Here is an 18,681-nt window from a genome sequence, read left to right on the forward strand (position 1 = left end):
GAGCAAGAGTTTAGGGAGCGTCTATGCAAAACCAACAACACCACATCCGATTGCCGGGCATGTCGCAAGTATTTGCCTGCCTGGCCATTTTCCTGGCCCTGGCCTTCTCCTTCACCAGCGTGCTGGATCTGCCAATCCAGCTGGCACTGTTCATCGCCTGGTTCGTCATCATGGGACTCGGCATCAAGCTCGGCCATGATTACAAATCCCTGGAACAGGCGGCAGTCGACGGCGTCGCCAAGGGGATGGGGGCCATCCTGATACTGATCTCCGTCGGTGCCCTGGTGGGCACCTGGATTGCCGGCGGCATCGTCCCCAGCATCATCTACTTCGGCCTCAAGGTGATACACCCCTCCATCTTCCTGCTGGCGACCCTGATCATCTGCTCTCTCACCTCGCTGGCCACCGGCACCTCCTGGGGCTCGGCGGCCACCGCCGGCATCGCCATGATGGGTATAGGCCACAGCCTGGGGGTACCCGCGCCGCTGGTAGCCGGTGCCGTGCTCTCCGGCGTCTACTTCGGTGACAAGCTCTCCCCGCTCTCCGACTCCGTGGTGCTGGCCTCGACCATGTCCAACGTCGACGTGATGGAACACATCAAGGGGATGCTGCCCATCAGCCTGTTCTCCTACGTCATCACCGCCGCCCTGTTCACCGTGGTCGGCATGCAGTACTCCGGCAACGTCAGCCTGGAGCAGGTCAATCTGGTGATGGACGCCCTCGACAAGCAGTTCAACATCACCCCCATGGCCATAGTGCCCGTGGTGCTGGTGCTGGGCCTGTTGGCCAACCGCAAGCCCGCCTTCCCGGTGATCAGCTTCGGCGCCTTGCTGGGTCTTGTCTGGGCCATCGTCTTCCAGGACATGGATCCGGTGAAGGCGATGCACTCCGCCTACAGCCCGTTTGCCATCACCTCAGGCGTCGATTTCATCGACAACATCCTGGGCCGTGGCGGCATGGAGTCCATGCTGGGTTCCGTGGCCGTCATCATCTTCGGCTTGGGCTTCGGCGGTCTGCTGGAGAAGGTCGGCATCCTCTCCGTCATCGCCAGTGCCTTCGAGAAGCGCATCAACAGCGCCGGCAGCCTGACCAGCCACACCATCGGCACCGCCTTCCTGGCCAACGTGTTCGGTTCCGCCATGTATGTGTCCCTGATCCTGACCCCCAAGATCATGGCCAAGAACTACGACAGACTGGGGCTTGCGCGCAAGAACCTCTCCCGCAACGCCGAGTTTGGCGGCACCCTCACCTGCGGCATGGTGCCCTGGAGCGACAACGGCATCTTCATGGCCGGGGTACTGGGGGTGGCGACCCTCGACTACCTGCCCTACATGTGGCTCAGCTTCACCTGCATCATAGTGACCATCACCCTCGCCTATCTGGGCAAGGGAGTGAACCGTGTACCGGTCACAGAGGCGGTGACAACCCGCTAATTTCCGTAAAAACAACGACAAAGGCGCCATCACGGCGCCTTTTGTCTGGGTGCGATTCGAGGTTAAGCTGGCACTCACCTTGATCGCACGTGGCAGGACGCCCAGATGAACTTCACCTTTCGCCAGATCCGCTATTTCGTGGCGGTGGCCGACAGCTTCTCGGTGAGCCGGGCAGCCGCCGAGCTGCACATCTCCCAGTCGGCGGTCACCAGCGCCATCCGCGAGCTGGAGACCGAGCTCGGCGCCGCCCTCTTCGAGCGCAACCCGCGCGGCGTCAGCCTCACCACCCAAGGTCACCAGTTTCTGCTGCACGCCCGTCGCATCCTAAGCGCCATGACCGAAGCCGGCCAGTCCCTCAAGGCGGTGGCCCAGCAGGATCAGGGGCGGCTTACCATAGGCGTAACCACCCTGGTTGCTGGCTACTACCTGTCGGAAGCGCTCGGCCGTTTTCGCCGCGCCTTCCCGGCGGTACAGATCGAGGTGAAAGAGGATGAGCAGCCCTACCTCGAGCACCAGATCGTCAACGGTGAGGTGGACGTGGGGATCCTGATGACCAACCGCACCATCCGCCAGGAGGCGTTCGATACCGAGCTGCTGACCCGCTCGCCGCTGCGGGTCTGGCTCGCCGCCAACCACCCCCTCTGCGCCGAGTCGACCCTCTCCCTCAAGGCGCTCGGCGAGGAGCCCATGATCTCGCTGACCGCCGACCAGCTGGACCAGATCATCGGCGGCGGCCTGCGCCGCTACGGTATCGCGCCGCGCATCGTGCTGCGTACCGCCTCGGTGGAAGCGGTGCGCAGCCTGGTGGCGAGCCAGCTCGGGCTCGCCCTGCTGCCGGACTTTGCCTACCGTCCCTGGTCCCTGGAGCAGGAGCGGGTCGAGGCCCGCGCCATCAAGGAGCCCATCCCCGCCATCGACATCGGTCTGGTGTGGCGGCGCGGCTCGCGCCTTGACTGGGCCGCACGCGAGTTCATCGACATCGCCAGAGACCAGAGCCGGCTACGGGCCCGCCAGCACCTCCCCCGCTAGGACTGAGCCTGAACAGCCGTGACTCCGGCAAAAAAATCAGATTCATCTGCACTCGATATCGATTTTACAGATACCAAAGCCGTTAAAAATTGAAATTCTCATTGCTCCCGGCTTCTCCTACGCTCATGGCTTGTTAACAGGATGTTAATGCCTACTGTGGCGCCGCCACGGTTGCCAATCATGCAAGGAGAGCAAGATGAAATTGACCCCCCTCACCCTGGCCCTGATCCCCGCCCTGCTGGCAGGCCAGGTCCAGGCTGCCCCCACCACCCTCGGCAAGGGTGAAGGCCAGCTCAACATCGTGGCCTGGGCCGGCTACGTGGAGCGCGGCGAGACCGACAAGAACTACGACTGGGTGACCGGCTTCGAGAAAGAGACCGGCTGCAAGGTCAACGTCAAGACGGCCGCCACCTCGGACGAGATGGTGGCGCTGATGAACGAGGGGGGCTTCGATCTGGTGACTGCCTCCGGTGACGCCAGCCTGCGCCTCATCGCCGGCGGCAAGGTGCAGGCGCTCAACCTGGCGCTCATCCCGAGCTACAGCAAAATTGATCCCCGCCTGCAGAATGCCCCCTGGCACACGGTGGACGGCAAGCACTACGGCGTGCCCTACCAGTGGGGCGGCAACATCTTGATGTACAACACCAAAGTGTTCCCCAAGGCGCCCGACTCCTGGAGCGTGGTGTTCGAGGAGCAGACCCTGCCGGACGGCAAGTCCAACAAGGGGCGGGTACAGGCGTTCGACGGCCCCATCCACATCGCCGATGCCGCCCTCTATCTGATGAGCCACCAGCCGGCGCTCGGCATCAAGGATCCTTACGAGCTCAACGAAGATCAGTACAAGGCCGCCCTCGACCTCCTGCGCCAGCAGCGCAAGCTGGTGGGACGCTACTGGCACGATGCCTTCGTCCAGATCGACGACTTCAAGAACGAGGGGGTGGTGGCCTCCGGCTCCTGGCCGTTCCAGGCCAATACCCTGATCGCCGACAAGCAGCCTATCGCCACGACGGTGCCCAAGGAGGGCGTCACCGGCTGGGCCGATACCAGCATGGTGCACAGCGAGGCGAAGAACCTCACCTGTGCCTATCAGTGGCTGGAGCACTCCCTCAACAACAAGCTGCAGGGGGATCTCGCCTCCTGGTTCGGCTCCGTGCCCGTGGTACCGGCCGCCTGCGAGGGCAATGCCCTGCTCGGGAAAGAGGGGTGCAAGACCAACGGCATCGACAACTTCGATCGGGTTCACTTCTGGCGTACCCCTGTCTCCCAGTGCAAGAGCCAGGGAACCTGCGTGCCCTACTACCGCTGGGTTTCGGACTATATCGCCATCCTGGGTGGCCGCTGAGGTGCCTAAGGAAATGCCGATATGGGGCCGGACAGGAGTCCGGCCCGCTTCCCACACAGACAAGGACGTCCCATGAATGCCGTACAATTTGACCGGGTCAGCCGCCACTATGGCGAGGTGAAGGCGGTCGACGACATCTCCTTCCAGATCCCGGCCGGCGAGTTTTTCACCCTGCTGGGGCCGAGCGGTTCCGGCAAGACCACCTGCCTGCGGATGATCGCGGGCTTCGAATACCCGAGCGAGGGGGAGATCCAGCTGTTTGGCGAGCCCTGCTCCACCGTGCCCCCCTACGATCGCAACCTCAATACCGTGTTTCAGGACTACGCCCTGTTTCCCAACATGGATGTGCGCGACAACATCGGCTACGGCCTGATGCTCAAGGGCGTCGCCAAGGCGGAGCGTTACCGCAAGGTGGACGAGATGCTGGAACTGGTGCGCCTGCCCGGCGTCGGCAACCGCAAGCCGGGCCAGCTCTCCGGCGGCCAGCGCCAGCGCATCGCCATCGCCCGAGCGCTGATCAACCAGCCGCGCATCCTGCTGCTGGACGAACCGCTCGGGGCCCTCGACCTCAAGCTGCGCGAGCAGATGCAGCTCGAACTCAAAGCCTTGCAGCGCCAGCTCGGCATCACCTTCATCTTCGTCACCCACGATCAGCAGGAGGCGCTCTCCATGAGCGACCGCATCTGCATCTTCAATCAGGGCAAGATCGAGCAGATCGCCGCGCCGGATACCATCTACGACGCCCCCGCCACCCCCTTCGTCGCTCGCTTCGTCGGCACCGTCAACCTGTTCGAGGGGGAGCAGGCCCGCCGGCTGTGCGGCGATGCTCAGCAGATGATGGTGCGCCCGGAGCGGATCCGGCTCGCCGAGGCCGGCACACCGGGCTGGTCCGGGGAGGTGCGCGAGGTTGAATATCTCGGCCCCTTCGTGCGCTACCGGGTTGATCTCGGCGAGCAGCTCGAGCTTATCGTCAACCACCCCAACGAGGGCCAGGCCCGCCTGCCCCGTGGCGCCCGGGTCAGCCTCAGCTGGCCGGAGCAGGCGATCCATCACCTGCACACCGCCCCTCAGGGAGCTCAACCATGAGCGCCCCCCACAGTGCGAGCCTTGCCATGAGCCAACCCACTGCCCCCCTCTCCTATCGGCCGCTGCGGCGCCTCTCCACCCTGCTCTACGGGCGGCCAGGCCTGCTGCTGGCCATCCTGCTGGGGCCGCCACTGCTCTGGCTTGGCATCATCTATGTCGGCTCCCTGCTGATGCTGCTCTCCAACGCCTTCTTCGGACTGGACGAGTTCAGCGGCCAGATCCGCCACGAGCTGGGGCTGCAGAACTTCGTTGCCCTGCTGCGGGCTGAGAACTTGGACGTGATCCTGCGCACCGTCGGCATGTCGCTGCTGGTGACCCTGGCCTGCGCCCTGCTCGGTTTTCCGATCGCCTACTACATGGCGCGCTACACCAGCGGCAAGACCCGGGCCCTGTTCTACGTCGGCATCATGCTGCCGCTCTGGTCCAGCTATCTGGTGCGGGTCTACGCCTGGAAGCTGATCCTGGCCAAGGAGGGGGTCATCAGCTGGCTGGCAGACACCCTGGGACTGGACTGGCTGCTGGACGCCATCCTCTCGCTGCCGGTGATCGGGGGGCCGTCGCTGTCATTCTCGCGCATCGGCACCTTCATCGTGTTCGTCTACGTCTGGCTGCCCTTCATGATCCTGCCCATCCAGGCGGCGGTGGAGCGAATCCCGCGCTCCTTGCTGGAGGCGAGCGGCGATCTCGGCGCCACCCCGGCCCAGACCTTTCGCACCCTGATCCTGCCGCTGGCCCTGCCCGGCGTGGTGGCGGGCTCCATCTTCACCTTCTCCCTAACGCTGGGGGACTACATCATCCCCGGCATCATAGGCAACTCCACCATGTACATAGGTCAGGTGGTCTACATGCAGCAGGGCACGGCGGGCAACCTGCCCTTCGCCGCCGCCTTCTCGCTGGTGCCGATCCTCATCATCGCCATCTACCTGACCATCGCGAAACGCTTGGGGGCCTTCGATGCGCTCTAATACTTCCATGAAACGGGACCATGGCAGCCAGCCCTCCGGCCTGCTCAAGTACGCGGCCATCGGCGGCCTCTTGTTCCTGCACTTCCCGATCCTGTTCATCTTCCTCTACGCCTTCACCAGCGAGAGCAAGAGCTATCAGTTCCCACCGCCCGGGCTCACCCTCAAGTGGTTCGAGGTGACCCTCAACCGCCCCGACGTGTGGCGCGCCATCCAGCTATCGCTGGAGGTAGCGGGGCTGGCGACGCTGGCCGCCATGGTGCTCGGCACCCTGGCGGCGGGGGCCATCGCCCGCAGCCGCTTCTTCGGCCAGGAGGTGGTATCGCTGTTGCTGGTGCTGCCCATCGCCCTGCCCGGCATCGTCACCGGCATCGCGCTGCGCTCCGCCTACGGGGTGATGGAGATCCCTTTCAGCTTCTGGACCATCGTCATCGGTCACGCCACCTTCTGCGTGGTGGTGGTCTACAACAATGCCCTGGCGCGCTTTCGCCGCACCAACCAGAGCCTCATCGAGGCGTCGATGGATCTCGGTGCCGACAGCTTCCAGACCCTGCGCTACGTGATCCTGCCCAATCTGGCCACGGCACTGCTGGCGGGGGGCATGCTGGCGTTTGCCCTGAGCTTTGACGAGGTGATCGTCACCACCTTCACCGCGGGCCAGCAGACCACGCTGCCGATCTGGATGTATCAGGAGCTGATCCGGCCACGGGACAGGCCGGTCACTAACGTGGTGGCGCTCATCATAGTGGCCTTCACCACCATTCCCATTCTGCTTGCCTACTACCTCACCCGCGACGGCCAGGACGTTGCCGGCAGCGGCAAATAACGACTCAACGCGTGCGCAAGGATGCAACCATGAAACTCTCTACCCAACTTTTGATCGACGGTCAGTTCGTCACCGGTGACGGCCAGGCCGAGCCCATCCTCAACCCGGCCACCGGGGAGCTCATAGCCTCCGTGCCAGAAGCCTCGTTCGAGCAGGTGAACCGGGCGGTGAACGGCGCCCAGCGCGCCTTCGCCCAGTGGAGCCGCACCACCCCGGCGAGCCGCAGTACCCTGCTGCTGCGCCTGGCCGATGCCATCGAGCGCCACGCCGAGGAGTTTGCGGCCCTCGAATCCCTCAACTGCGGCAAGCCCTATCTGGCGGTGTTCAATGACGAGCTGCCGGCGGTAGTGGACTGCTTCCGCTTCTTCGCCGGCGCCGCCCGCTGCCTGCAGGGGCCGCTGGCGGGGGAGTACATCGAGGGGCACACCAGCATGATCCGCCGCGACCCCATCGGTGTGGTGGGCAGTATCGCCCCCTGGAACTATCCGCTGATGATGGCGGCTTGGAAGATGGCCCCGGTGCTCGCCGCCGGCAATACGGTGGTGCTCAAGCCCTCCGAGCAGACCCCGCTCACCGCCCTGCGCCTGGCGGAGCTCGCCAGCGAGCTGTTCCCCCGCGGCGTCATCAACATCGTCTGCGGCCGGGGCGAGAGCGTGGGGGCGCCGCTGGTGGAGCACCCGCTGGTGCGCATGGTGTCCCTCACCGGTGACATCGCCACTGGCCAGAAGATCCTGCAGAGCGCCGCCCGCACCATGAAGCGCACCCATCTGGAGCTTGGCGGCAAGGCGCCGGTCATCATCTTTGACGATGCAGACTTGGAGGCCGTGGTGGCCGGCATTCGCACCTTCGGCTTCTACAACGCCGGCCAGGATTGCACAGCCGCTTGCCGCATCTATGCCCAGGGCAAGATCTACGACAAGTTCGTCGCCGCCATGACCGAGGCGGTCGCCTCCATCAAGGTGGGCGGTCCGCGCGAGGAGGGGGTGGAGATGGGGCCGCTCATCTCGGACCGGCAGCGCAACCGGGTGGCCAGCTTCGTGGAACGGGCCCAGAGCAGCGGTCACGTGGAGGTGACGGCGGGGGGCAAGATCCGCCCAGGCAACGGCTTCTTCTTCGAGCCGACCCTGATCGCCCATGCCCGCCAGGAGGATGAAATCGTGCGCCGGGAGGTATTCGGCCCGGTGGTGTCGGTGACCCGCTTTGGCGACGCCGAGCAGGTGGTGCAGTGGGCCAACGACTCGGACTACGGCCTCGCCAGCTCGGTCTGGACCAAGGATCTGAGCCTTGCCAGCAAGGTGGCCAGCCACCTGCAGTACGGCTGCACCTGGATCAACACCCACTTCATGCTCACCTCCGAGATGCCCCACGGCGGCATGAAGATGTCCGGCTACGGCAAGGATCTCTCCCTCTACGCGCTGGAGGACTACACGGTACCGCGCCATATCATGGTCAAGCTCTAGGCTCCACTCCGTCTCCCTGAAAAAAATATGGCCCCTTGGGGCCATCTTGTTTTGCATCAGGTCTGTGCATCCCTGCGGTGCACCGACGCAGCGTCACCATTCACCCGACCGCGACCCGCATCAACGTCATGACAACCGCCACAGCCAGTGGTGATCCAGAATCAGCAGACCAAACAGCAACATCAGGTGATAGATGGAGAAACGGAAGGTGCGCATCGCCTGGCCGGGCCGATCCCCGTACTTCAACAGCCAACCATGCCAGCAGAATCCGAGGTTCAACCCAAGGCTGCCGACCAGGTAGACAAGCCCCGACATACCGATCAGATAGGGCAGCAGACAGACGAGCGTCAGGATCAGCAGATAGAGCAGGATGGCGGTCTTGGTGAAATCGGTGCCGTGGGTGACGGGCAGCATGGGAATGTCGGCACCGGCATAGTCATCGCGCCGGTGGATGGCCAAAGACCAGAAATGGGGCGGCGTCCAGGTAAAGATGATCATCACCAGCAGCCAGGGCTCGGCCGAAAGCTGCCCCGTGATGCTGGTCCAGCCCAAGAGCGGTGGCATGGCTCCCGCCAATCCGCCGATGACGATATTCTGCGGCGTGGCCCGCTTCAGCAGCAGGGTATAGACGACCGCATAGCCGAACAGGCTGGCCAGGGTTAGCCAGGCAGTCAGGGGATTTACGCCCCAATGGAGCAGAACAAACCCCGACAGTGCCAGACAGATCGCGAAACTCATCGCCTGCCCCGGCGTGATCCGTCCCGTGGCGACCGGGCGCCAGCGCGTTCTGCGCATCCGGGCATCGATGCCGCTATCCAGAGAATGGTTCATGGCCGCCGCCCCGGCAGCGAGCAGTCCAATCCCCGACAGGCCCAGTATCATCTCGTCCAGAGAGGCGCGTGTCGGCTCGGCCAGCAGCATGCCCACCCAGGCGGTCAGGAGCAGCAGGGCGACCACCTTTGGTTTGGTCAACTGACAATAATCGTGCACCCGGCGGAGGGCGAAGCGCTGTGCCCGCCCTCTCCCATTCATGTCCGGCTCCTGACCATCCCAGGGGATGACAAGGGGTCGTGATGATGCAAAGAGAGGCTCCCGCGCGCCAGCACACAACAGGCCAGCAGGTGGGCGGCCACCAGATTGTGTGCAAGGGCGTTGGCCAGCGGCAGGGCCAGATGGACGTTCGCCAATCCCAAGGCAATCTGCACGGTCAGCAGACCCAGCAACAGCCAGCCAAACCCTCTCAGGGGGGTCCGCTGGCAGAGCAGCGCGAGGGCGAAAGCACCCACCAGCAAGGCCGTGGTCAGCGCTCCCAGGCGATGGGCGATGTGAATGGTCTGGCGCGCCTCCTTGCCCAGCACGCCGAACTCATAGCTGGCGTGCCCCAGAGGGAGATGAAAGGCTTGCGCCCAATTCAGCTCTGCCTGCCAGTTGCCCTGGCACAAGGGAAACTCCACACATGCCATGGCCGCATAGTTCGCCGACGTCCAGCCCCCCAGCGCGATCTGCAGCAGCAACACGCCACAGGCCATGCTGCCAAGCCAGGAAACGCCCTGGTGTACGGGCGGGGGTGAAGGGAAACCTGCCAATTCGGCCCGATAGAGCCATAGCAAGGTCAGGATGGCGAAGCCGCCCAGCAGATGAGTGGTCACCACCAGGGGATGCAGGGCCAGGGTCACCGTCCACATACCCAGTGCCGCCTGACCCGCAACCAGCACCAGCAAGATGAGCGAGAGGTGGCGCAGTCGGCCGCCTGTACGCCAGCCCAAGCCGGACAGGAGCACAATCACGCCTCCCAGCACCCCGGCGAAGTAGCGATGCACCATCTCGCTGCGCGCCTTGTGAGGAACAAGCGGGCTGGCCGGATAGCGCTGTGCCGCCAGTTCCGCATGCTCGGCGCGGGGAATGGCCAGGGAACCATAGCAACCAGGCCAATCGGGGCAAGCCAGCCCGGCATCCGTCAACCGGGTATAAGCACCGAGCGCGATGACAAGAACTGCCAGCGCAATGGCCACGGAGGCCAGCCTCTTGTGCATCTTCATATGCCGCCTCGCTGACCGTGCAGTAGCCAGAAGATGCGAGTTCCATGCCGGCTGCATCGTCACTGCACCCCACGCTGATACTTGAGCAGTTGCTGCAGATCCGACAGTACCGCCTTGCCAAGCAACGGCCAGGTCGTCGTGCTGCCGGGTACCTCGTAACGCAAGATGGCCAGCCCGCAGGCGTCCACCAGCAGTATATCCCCCTCCCTCATTTCACTGTTTGCCTCGTGAGGTGGCGTCAACTGGACCAGCTCCAGCTTGTCCAGGTTGCGGCCAAGTGCAGCCTGGATGCGCGCCATCAGCACAGGGACCTGCCGGCATTGCCCCTCGCAGCGAGGGGCCACCAGATAGACCAGTCGCCATTGGTGCTGATGGGCAGGAAGCGGTTGCAACAGGTAGATCTCCTGGTGCAGCCAGTGCCCCTTGCTGTGCGTGCCGGGTTCATACCAGCCCTGGTGAAGAGTCAGAGCCGCCAGCACCACAGGCAGCAGGATCACCGCAGCAAAGAGCGCTGGCACCCGCCAGCGTCGCCATCCACTCATGGGGAGCACCTCCTTGTCAGCATGACCCCCCCTGACAGAACCACCAGCGCCAAGCCGAGCCATTGCACCCCATAGGCCCGGTGTTTTTCAGGAGGCATGACATTGTGCTGGTAGTGATAGAGGAATGGGGTTCGTCTTTGATAGAACACGGCGTCTGCAAGCGGGGCTCCGATTGCCTGTCGCAGGGTCTCGACCCTGATGGATTGCAGCCGGTTCGGGTAGGGGCCTGGTTCTATGTTCTGTCCCAACAGGAAGCCGCCGGGAGCCATGCGCAGAACACCTTCAAGGGTCATTGCGGCGGGGATGGCGGGATTGGGTAATTGCGACCTGTCGGATGGCGCGGGCACCCATCCCAGGTTGACCAGCAACAGTGAGGATCCCCCCTCTGCGCGTACCGGGATGAGCACGTCATAGCCAACCTCCCCGTTGACGATCTGGTTGTCCAGCAACCAGACATAAGGGCTGACCCACTCGGCTTTCCCTTGCAGAGGCTGGCCATCCAGTGACTCCGGGTGTTGCCAGTCGATCTGGGCCAATGTCCTTGGCCCGGCCTGCTGCATCTTTGCCATCTGCGCCAGCCAGGCCGTTTTTTCCATTCCGCGCTGCCACTGCCAAAACGCCAGCTTGCACAAACCGGCCGTCACCACCAGAGTGAACAACAAGACGAACCAGCGTCTGTGATGCCATGGTCGTCGCTTGTCTCGTGCAGCCGAATCGCGCATATCGAGGAGGATCCCAAGATGTTGATCAAGGTCGTGCTGGTACTCATGCTGCTGCTCATCATCGGCCAGCTGTTTCACGCCCTCTGGCTGATGCTCAGTGCAGGCAATACGCAAAAGATGTCGGTACCTCTGGGCCGGCGCGTCTTCTTCTCCCTGCTGGTGGTCATCATGCTGCTGCTCTCTCTCGCGATGGGCTGGCTGGAGCCCAACCCGCGCCCCTACTGAGCACGGCATCAAAGCAGGTAGACAAAGACGAACAGACAGAGCCAGACCACATCGACGAAGTGCCAGTACCAGGCCGCAGCCTGGAAAGCGAAATGACGCTGTGGGGTGAAATGATCCCTCAGCATGATACGCAGCCAGATGATGGTCAGGAAAAGGGTGCCCAGCAGCACGTGCAGTCCATGGAACCCGGTCAGAATGAAGAAGGTATTGCCATAGATGCCGGAATCCAGCCGCAGCCCGAGATCCCGATAGGCATGCAGATACTCATAGCCTTGAAACCACAGGAATGTCAGCCCGAGCACCACGGTTGCCAGCAACATCCCCTTGAGCCGCATGCGTCTGCCGTTTTCCAGACCCATGTGTGCAAACAGCAGGGTCACGGAGGAACCGAGCAGGATCAAGGTATTGATGAGGGGGATCCCCTGCCAGGGCATGGCCTGGGTCGTGGCCCCGCCGGGCGTCTTGAGCAGGGGCCAGTGAGCGGTGAAATCCGGCCACAGCAGCTGGCCCGTCATCACCCTGTGGCCCGCACCATCCAGCCAGGGCACCGCAAGCTGGCGTGCATAGAACAGCACTCCGAAAAAAGCCAGAAAGAACATCACTTCAGAGAAGATGAACCAGACCATGCCCTGCCTGAAGGATCTGTCCATCTGGGCGCTGTAGAGCCCGGTCATGGACTCCCGGATGATGTGACGGAACCAGCCAAACAACATGAATGCCAGCAGGGCGACACCGGCCATCATCATATACCGGCCGAAACCGGTCTGCCCACTCGTCACTTCATTGACCAGATGTCCCGCCCCCAACGCCAGGAAAAACAGTGCAATGGCACCAATGATGGGCCAGCGACTCTGGTCCGGGACATAATAGGTCTGGTTCACCTTGGCCATGGTCATTTCCTCTGTGCGAGTGCCGGTGCAGGTACGGACTCCGTGATGTCATAGAGCGAGTAGGAGAGCGTGATGGTATTGATGCTGTCCGGTAGTGCCGGATCGATATAGAACTTGAGCGGCATCAGCTTGCTCTGCCCTGCCCTCAGCTCCTGGCGATTGAAGCAGAAACACTCCACTTTCTTCAGATAGGCTGCGGCGGGACCGGGAGAGACCGACGGGACCGCCTGACCCACCATGGCCCGCTCCGTGGGATTGAACACCCGAAAGTTGACCATTTTCACCTCCCCCGGCCGCACCGACAGCCGAGCCGTTTCACCACTGAACTCCCACGGCATCCGGGTATCCGCATGAGCAAGAAACTCGATCTGGATGCTCCGCTTGCTGTCGATCACCGCCCGCTCCGTACTGGCCGCTTGATCAGACGTCTTGCCATTGAGGCCGGTGATCCGGCAGAAGACGTCATAAAGCGGCACCAGCGCAAAGGCAAAACCAAACATGACGAGCACGACCAGAGCCAGTTTTCTGAGCAAGGGGGCATGACTGACCTGGGTCATATGACCTCCCTAACGCTCTTCCGACCGGATATCCGGCGGAGTCTGGAAACTGTGATAGGGAGGGGGAGAAGAGAGCGTCCATTCCAGCCCCTCGGCCCCCTCCCATATCCGATCGCTCGCCTTGGCTCCGCCTCTGATGCATTTGACCACGCCCCAGACAAACAGCAGTTGGGACAGGCCGAAGGCAAACCCCCCCAGGCTGATCAGCATGTTGAAGTCGGCAAATTGCAGGGCGTAATCGGGAATGCGGCGAGGCATGCCCGCCAGCCCGACAAAATGCATGGGGAAAAACAGCACATTGACCGAGACGAGCGAACACCAGAAATGCCATTGGCCGAGCCGCTCGTCATACATGTGCCCCGTCCATTTCGGCAACCAGTAGTAGGCAGCGGCCAGGATCGAGAAGACGGCACCGGTCACCAGCACATAGTGGAAATGGGCCACTACGAAATAGGTGTCGTGATACTGAAAATCAGCCGGTGTCATGGCCAGCATCAGCCCGGAGAAACCGCCAATGGTGAACAGAGTGATGAAGGCGATGGCAAACAGCATGGGGGTCTCGAATGTCAGAGAACCACGCCACATGGTGGCAAGCCAGTTGAACACTTTTACCCCTGTCGGCACCGCTATCAGCATGGTGGTGTACATGAAGAACAGCTCCGCCACCACGGGCAATCCGGTGGTGAACATGTGGTGAGCCCAGACCATGAAGGAGAGCAAGGCGATGCTGCTGGTGGCAAAGACCATGGAGCGATAACCGAACAGCTTCTTGCGGGAGAAGGTCGGAATGATGCTGGAGACGATGCCGAAAGCCGGCAATATCATGATGTAGACTTCCGGGTGCCCGAAGAACCAGAAAATGTGCTGAAACAGGACAGGATCCCCCCCACCGGCCGCATCGAAGAAACTGGTCCCGAAATACTTGTCCGTCAGCACCATGGTCACCGCAGCCGCCAGCACCGGCATGACAGCGATGAGCAGAAACGCCGTGATGAGCCAGGTCCAGACAAACAGCGGCATCTGCATCCAGCCCATGCCCGGCGCCCGCAGGTTGAAGATGGTCACGATGACGTTGATGGCCCCCATGATGGAGGAGATCCCCATGATGTGAATGGCAAAGACAAACAGGGCCGTGCTGTTGCCGCTGTACTGGGTGGACAGGGGGGCATAGAAGGTCCAGCCAGAACTGGGGCCGCCTCCCTCCATAAACAGGCTCGACAGGAGGATGAGGAAAGCAAACGGCAGGATCCAGAAGCTCCAGTTGTTCATGCGGGGCAGCGCCATGTCAGGGGCCCCAATAATGATGGGGATCAGCCAGTTGGCGAGGCCGGTGAAGGCGGGCATGACGGCACCAAAGACCATGATAAGGCCGTGTACTGTGGTCATCTGGTTGAAAAACAGGGGTTCCACCAGTTGCAGTCCGGGCTGGAACAGTTCTGCCCGGATCACCATGGCCATGGCGCCACCGGTAAAGAACATGGTGAGGGCAAAGCACAGATAGAGGGTACCGATGTCCTTGTGATTGGTGGTGTAGAGCCAGCGCCTCAGACCGGCCGCCGGCTGGTGAGCATGTTCGCTGCGCAGGGTATCCGTGATTCCATCACTCATGCCGACGCCTCACTTGTCCTTGTCCGGGTTGGCCGGGTTGAGAAGGGACTGCACCTCGGCTGGCTGCACAAGGTCGCCGGTCTTGTTATCCCAGGCATTGCGTTCATAGGTGATGACGGCGGCCAGTTCCTGCGCCGTCAACTGTTTGCCAAAAGGCTGCATCGCCGTGCCGCTCTTGCCATGCAGGACGATGTCCAGATGCTGGGCCCGATGTTCCGCCTGTGTGGTCACCTTGCTGCCATTGAGCGCCGGGAAGATGCCGGGCAATCCGGTACCCGCGGGCTGATGACAGGCAGCGCAGTGCCCCAGATAGACTTTCTCCCCCTGCGCCATGGCTTGTGGCAACGTCATGGTCTCCGCTGCCTGCGCCTGTTGCTGTGCCTTGGCGGTTGCCTGCTCGTCTCCCTTTCTGGCAATCCACGTCTCGAACTCCTCTGCGGATTTGGCCACCACAACCACGGGCATGAAACCGTGATCCTTGCCGCACAGCTCGGCGCACTGCCCACGATAGGTGCCCGGCTTGTCGATCCGGGTCCAGGACTCGTTGATGTAGCCAGGATTGGCATCTTTTTTCACGGCGAAGGCGGGAACCCACCAGGAGTGAATGACATCGTCCGAGGTCATCAGGAAACGGATCTTCTTGCCGACCGGCAATACCAGAGGGTTATCCACCTCCAGCAGATAATTGCCGCCCTTGGGGGCATCACCGGAGATCTGCTGTTTGCTGGTCGCCAGCAGGGAATAAAACGCCACCGGATACTCGAGGTATTTGTAATGCCATTTCCATTGCGAGCCCGTGACGAGGACGGTGAGATCGGCCTTGGAGGTATCCTCCATCTTCAACAGGGTCGAGGTTGCCGGTGCCGCCATCGCGATCAGTATCAACACGGGGATGGCCGTCCACAGCAACTCGATGCGGGTGCTTTCGTGAAACTGGGCGGCTTTGGCACCGCGCGATTTTCGATGGTGCACGATGGACCAGAACATGATGCCGAAGACGAGCAGACCGATGACGCAACAGATATAGAAAATCGTCATGTGCAGGTCATAGACCTGCTGGCTGATGGCGGTCGCCCCGCGCGTCATGTTGAACCGGATCTCATTGGCAAAGGCGCTGCTGCTGATGAACCACATCATCATTCCGGCACCTGCCTGAGCTGCATCGTTTCTCACATTGCACTCCCTGTGCACGTTGGAGAAGATGGCCTGCATTCAATACGCCCAACGCTAACCATCTGAAAATAATGCATTTATTAAAATTCATTTCACATTCAAGTATTAGTCCATATTCAGAAAAAACCAAAATGCAGACAGCCCTGACCAGGCTCATCAGAGCAGTGGCAATAGGCAAAACGCGAGTAGGGAAGAGGGAGAAACGGGTCCCGGGGTGGCCGCGCCTTGAACGGGGAGAGCTTCAGCCATGGTGAGTCGAATCGATGTGCAGAACCCGGGAGGGGCCATTGGTTCCTCCTGGGCTCCGTGGTTTTCTGCCGTGCCAGAGGTGGGGTCAGCCCGCTGGGGCTTGCTGAGCCAGCAGTCTGGCCAGCAGGGAGCGCAATGCTTTTATCAGCGCGGGTTTGCCCGCGACACCCTGTCGGGCAGCCAGCTCGGACCAGGACGCATATTGCCAGATGGTGGCAATCAGCAACCGTCGTTCATCCTGACTCAACGCATCCAGCATCATCACTCGCCGGAGCAGCCAGCGTTGCAGTGTCGCCTGGCACAATTCGAATGGCTTGTGATGGTGGGCAAAACAATCGAGTTCCCGATGCTCGAATTCATCCAGATCCGGCACATGAGTGACAGGTCCGCCTCTGAGGGATAGCCAGACCAGTTCGGTATCCAGCCTCTTGAGTTCACCCGCCAGCAGGGCCGGCAACTGGCTCATGAAACGCTGTCGCCATTGCGCCAGCTCGGCGTGATATTCCGATTGCAACGGCATCAGCAGCAAAGCTGCATGACTGCCGCTGGCCGCATCGCGCTGCAGACCAAGACGCAGCACCTTCAATCCCGCCTTGAGCCAGAATGGCAGCAGATCTGGACTGGCGGAGAAGGCAGACCCCAGATAATCGACCCCTAATACCCGATAATGTGATACCAGCTTGTCCAGCAACCAAGACCCCAGCCCGAGACGATGAAGGGCAGGATGGATGGCGATGCGCATCACCCTGGCATAAGAGCGCTCCCCCGCCGTCACGAAACCGGCGTGGGCCAGCAGCGACTGGGGCAGCAGATGTCCACGAGGGCGCCTTCGTCCGGCCCAGATCGCATGCGCCAGATCAGGGGGTATATTGCCCTCCCGCACGACCAGCGCCACCCCGAGCAACTCCTGTCCCTGCTCCATCAGATGAATGTCGAGATCCGGCCCCTCCAGCAAATACCGCAGATCACTTGGGCTGGTCTGGTAGTGAGCCAGCACGAGCAGGCCGAACACCCGATTGAGCAGCGCGTCATCACGGGCCAGCTCATCTTGTCCGACCAGGCGCCAGGTCGGTGATGTCGGGGGATGAGGTGCCGATATGTCGGCATTCAGACCAAGGAGCCGGAAGATCAGAGGCTCCAGCGGATCGCTCAGGCTCCAGCGAATGGGCTCCACCAGGTGCAGCTCCTGCCAATCCGGGGTTTGCTCATCGAGTACCCTCTTGAAGCGCAGATGAAAGCCGCGCCCCGTCCCCTCATAGCCGTGCTCCGTTGTAGCGAAGACAATGCGACTGTGACGGGCCAGCATGGCCTCCAGCAGCGGGGTCGGGATGGCGGCGGCCTCATCCACCAGCAACAGATCCGCCAGCACGTCTCCTTGAGAGGCCCGATCAGGGGACACATAGCTCAGACCGGCCAGCCGCTCAGGCATCTCTGCCAGCGCGCGCTCTGCATGGGCAAAAAGTGTCGCCACTGTGGCGTGGGAAGGGGCCGTCACCGCTATCCTCAAGGCCGGATCCCGACTCAGCAAATCGGCGCTCGCCAGCCCCAGCACGGCGCTCTTGCCACGACCGCGATCGGCGCTCAGCACCAGGGGGCGGCGGCGATGGCCGTGCAACACGTTGTGGATGGCGGGCAGCGCACGGGCCTGATCCGCGCTCAGCGGTCGGTCCCCGTCGAGAGGCTGCCAGGTAATATCACAAGAGGCAGGCGTCAGATCTCGCGCCGGATCTTCTTCCAGCAACCGTACTAGACGGGAGATGAACCCCTGCCCGGCACGATCAACCTCCTCTGGCTGGGCGACCAGCCTCTGACGATCTGGGTCTGGGTAGGTCGGCCATGCCTCCCGCGGCGGGGTCAGCAGAAGCAAGAGCCCCCCAGCCCTCAATGTCCCCGCCAAGGCACCGAATGCATCGGGGTGAAAACCACTGAAGGCATTGAATACCAGGGTGTCGCACTCCTGACCGAGCCGTTGAAGCGCCTTGGCGGCAGGCTGCGGAGCATGACGCTCAGGACCCTGCCCCAGCCAGAACACCGCCCCCCACAGCAAGGATTCGGCACGAACGATGCAGTCATCCTGCTCCCCTTCCAGCCAGATCAGACGTCGCTCGCCGGCATGAGCGATAGCGTGGCGCAAGGCGAGCAGCTCGGCTGACATCATGGAGCTGGGCTGGCGTCTGGCTTCACACGGGGTTCAAACATGCGCTCCCCCATCTGGTCGATGAAGGTATGGGCCTTTTGCACCATGAAGCGCTCGGCATCCGCCGGGTTGGCAAAGAGATCGGAGCGGATGAAGCGATGGGTCTGTAATTGCCCGTCGATCTCCCTGGTGATGCGACCTGCCAGCCTGTATTGCCCCCCTTCCGCCATGGGCTCGGGATAGATGAGATAGCCCATGTATTCGATGGGCTCAACCTCGGGGCTCTGGGCGATCTCTCCCTTGAACAGGGCATTGAATAGTTTTTTGAACATGTTCGCATCCTCTCTGATAAAGGCATTCTCCCCAAGGGTGGAATCACTGGCAAGCTCGGGATCTTATTA

Annotated in this window: 18 protein-coding genes; 8 read left to right on the forward strand and 10 right to left on the reverse strand. The window is 62.2% G+C overall.

Translation table 11 applies throughout. The features are described 5' to 3' along the window. The first annotated feature begins 23 nt into the window (after positions 1–23). From nhaC to C2U30_RS11230, 7 genes are all read left to right on the forward strand, one after another. Positions 24–1,433, forward strand: a complete 1,410-nt coding sequence (gene nhaC, locus C2U30_RS11200; protein ID WP_103243757.1) for a Na+/H+ antiporter NhaC — start codon at positions 24–26, stop codon at positions 1,431–1,433. 105 nt (positions 1,434–1,538) lie between these two features. Beyond that, complete coding sequence (locus C2U30_RS11205) at positions 1,539–2,462, forward strand: LysR family transcriptional regulator (RefSeq protein WP_069651945.1); 924 nt, start codon at positions 1,539–1,541, stop codon at positions 2,460–2,462. 196 nt (positions 2,463–2,658) lie between these two features. Then, positions 2,659–3,804 (forward strand): ABC transporter substrate-binding protein, encoded by a 1,146-nt coding sequence (locus tag C2U30_RS11210; protein WP_103243758.1) that lies wholly within the window; start codon positions 2,659–2,661, stop codon positions 3,802–3,804. 72 nt (positions 3,805–3,876) lie between these two features. Next, complete coding sequence (locus C2U30_RS11215) at positions 3,877–4,890, forward strand: ABC transporter ATP-binding protein (RefSeq protein WP_045522100.1); 1,014 nt, start codon at positions 3,877–3,879, stop codon at positions 4,888–4,890. Continuing rightward, a complete protein-coding gene (locus C2U30_RS11220) occupies positions 4,887–5,855 on the forward strand; it encodes an ABC transporter permease (RefSeq protein ID WP_045522103.1) in 969 nt (322 codons plus the stop codon). The genes C2U30_RS11215 and C2U30_RS11220 overlap by 4 nt, the downstream gene beginning before the upstream one ends. Before the next feature lie 7 nt (positions 5,856–5,862). Continuing rightward, a complete protein-coding gene (locus tag C2U30_RS11225) occupies positions 5,863–6,678 on the forward strand; it encodes an ABC transporter permease (protein WP_045522104.1) in 816 nt (271 codons plus the stop codon). 29 nt (positions 6,679–6,707) lie between these two features. After that, complete coding sequence (locus C2U30_RS11230; protein WP_103243759.1) at positions 6,708–8,138, forward strand: gamma-aminobutyraldehyde dehydrogenase; 1,431 nt, start codon at positions 6,708–6,710, stop codon at positions 8,136–8,138. 126 nt (positions 8,139–8,264) lie between these two features. On the opposite strand, the gene cyoE is transcribed toward C2U30_RS11230, so the two are convergent. Genes cyoE through C2U30_RS11250 form a run of 4 tightly spaced genes read right to left on the reverse strand, consistent with a single transcriptional unit; the run spans position 8,265 to position 11,441 of the window. Next, on the reverse strand, positions 8,265–9,110 hold the full coding sequence (gene cyoE, locus C2U30_RS11235) for a heme o synthase (RefSeq protein WP_233720916.1): 846 nt from the start codon (positions 9,108–9,110) through the stop codon (positions 8,265–8,267). 56 nt (positions 9,111–9,166) lie between these two features. Further along, the gene (locus C2U30_RS11240) at positions 9,167–10,177 is read right to left on the reverse strand and encodes a COX15/CtaA family protein (protein ID WP_103243761.1); all 1,011 of its coding nucleotides are present in this window, start codon (positions 10,175–10,177) and stop codon (positions 9,167–9,169) included. A 59-nt stretch (positions 10,178–10,236) separates the two neighbouring features. After that, positions 10,237–10,719 (reverse strand): hypothetical protein, encoded by a 483-nt coding sequence (locus C2U30_RS11245; protein ID WP_103243762.1) that lies wholly within the window; start codon positions 10,717–10,719, stop codon positions 10,237–10,239. Next, complete coding sequence (locus C2U30_RS11250; protein ID WP_233720918.1) at positions 10,716–11,441, reverse strand: SURF1 family protein; 726 nt, start codon at positions 11,439–11,441, stop codon at positions 10,716–10,718. Before C2U30_RS11250 ends, C2U30_RS11245 begins: the two co-directional genes overlap by 4 nt. An 18-nt stretch (positions 11,442–11,459) precedes the next feature. On the opposite strand from C2U30_RS11250, the gene C2U30_RS11255 reads away from it, so the two are divergent. Next, entirely contained in the window at positions 11,460–11,666 is a 207-nt protein-coding gene (locus tag C2U30_RS11255; RefSeq protein WP_103243764.1) for a DUF2909 family protein, read from the forward strand. An 8-nt stretch (positions 11,667–11,674) separates the two neighbouring features. Here C2U30_RS11255 and C2U30_RS11260 read toward each other — a convergent pair whose 3' ends face one another. The 6 genes from C2U30_RS11260 to C2U30_RS11285 form a co-directional block, all read right to left on the reverse strand. Continuing rightward, positions 11,675–12,556 (reverse strand): cytochrome c oxidase subunit 3, encoded by an 882-nt coding sequence (locus C2U30_RS11260; RefSeq protein WP_103243765.1) that lies wholly within the window; start codon positions 12,554–12,556, stop codon positions 11,675–11,677. A 2-nt stretch (positions 12,557–12,558) separates the two neighbouring features. Next, the gene (locus C2U30_RS11265; RefSeq protein ID WP_045522117.1) at positions 12,559–13,113 is read right to left on the reverse strand and encodes a cytochrome c oxidase assembly protein; all 555 of its coding nucleotides are present in this window, start codon (positions 13,111–13,113) and stop codon (positions 12,559–12,561) included. 9 nt (positions 13,114–13,122) lie between these two features. Beyond that, complete coding sequence (gene ctaD, locus C2U30_RS11270) at positions 13,123–14,721, reverse strand: cytochrome c oxidase subunit I (RefSeq protein ID WP_103243766.1); 1,599 nt, start codon at positions 14,719–14,721, stop codon at positions 13,123–13,125. Between the two features lie 9 nt (positions 14,722–14,730). Then, positions 14,731–15,861, reverse strand: coding sequence for a cytochrome c oxidase subunit II (coxB, locus tag C2U30_RS11275; RefSeq protein ID WP_233720920.1), 1,131 nt, complete (start codon positions 15,859–15,861; stop codon positions 14,731–14,733). Between the two features lie 367 nt (positions 15,862–16,228). Next, positions 16,229–18,301: a tRNA(Met) cytidine acetyltransferase TmcA gene (locus C2U30_RS11280; RefSeq protein ID WP_103243767.1), complete on the reverse strand. Its 2,073-nt coding sequence runs from the start codon at positions 18,299–18,301 to the stop codon at positions 16,229–16,231. Beyond that, a complete protein-coding gene (locus C2U30_RS11285) occupies positions 18,298–18,612 on the reverse strand; it encodes an HlyU family transcriptional regulator (protein WP_041211748.1) in 315 nt (104 codons plus the stop codon). Before C2U30_RS11285 ends, C2U30_RS11280 begins: the two co-directional genes overlap by 4 nt. Positions 18,613–18,681: the final 69 nt, after the last annotated feature.

This window comes from Aeromonas sp. ASNIH5, assembly GCF_002902865.1.
GTDB classification, from domain to species: Bacteria; Pseudomonadota; Gammaproteobacteria; order Enterobacterales; family Aeromonadaceae; genus Aeromonas; species Aeromonas caviae.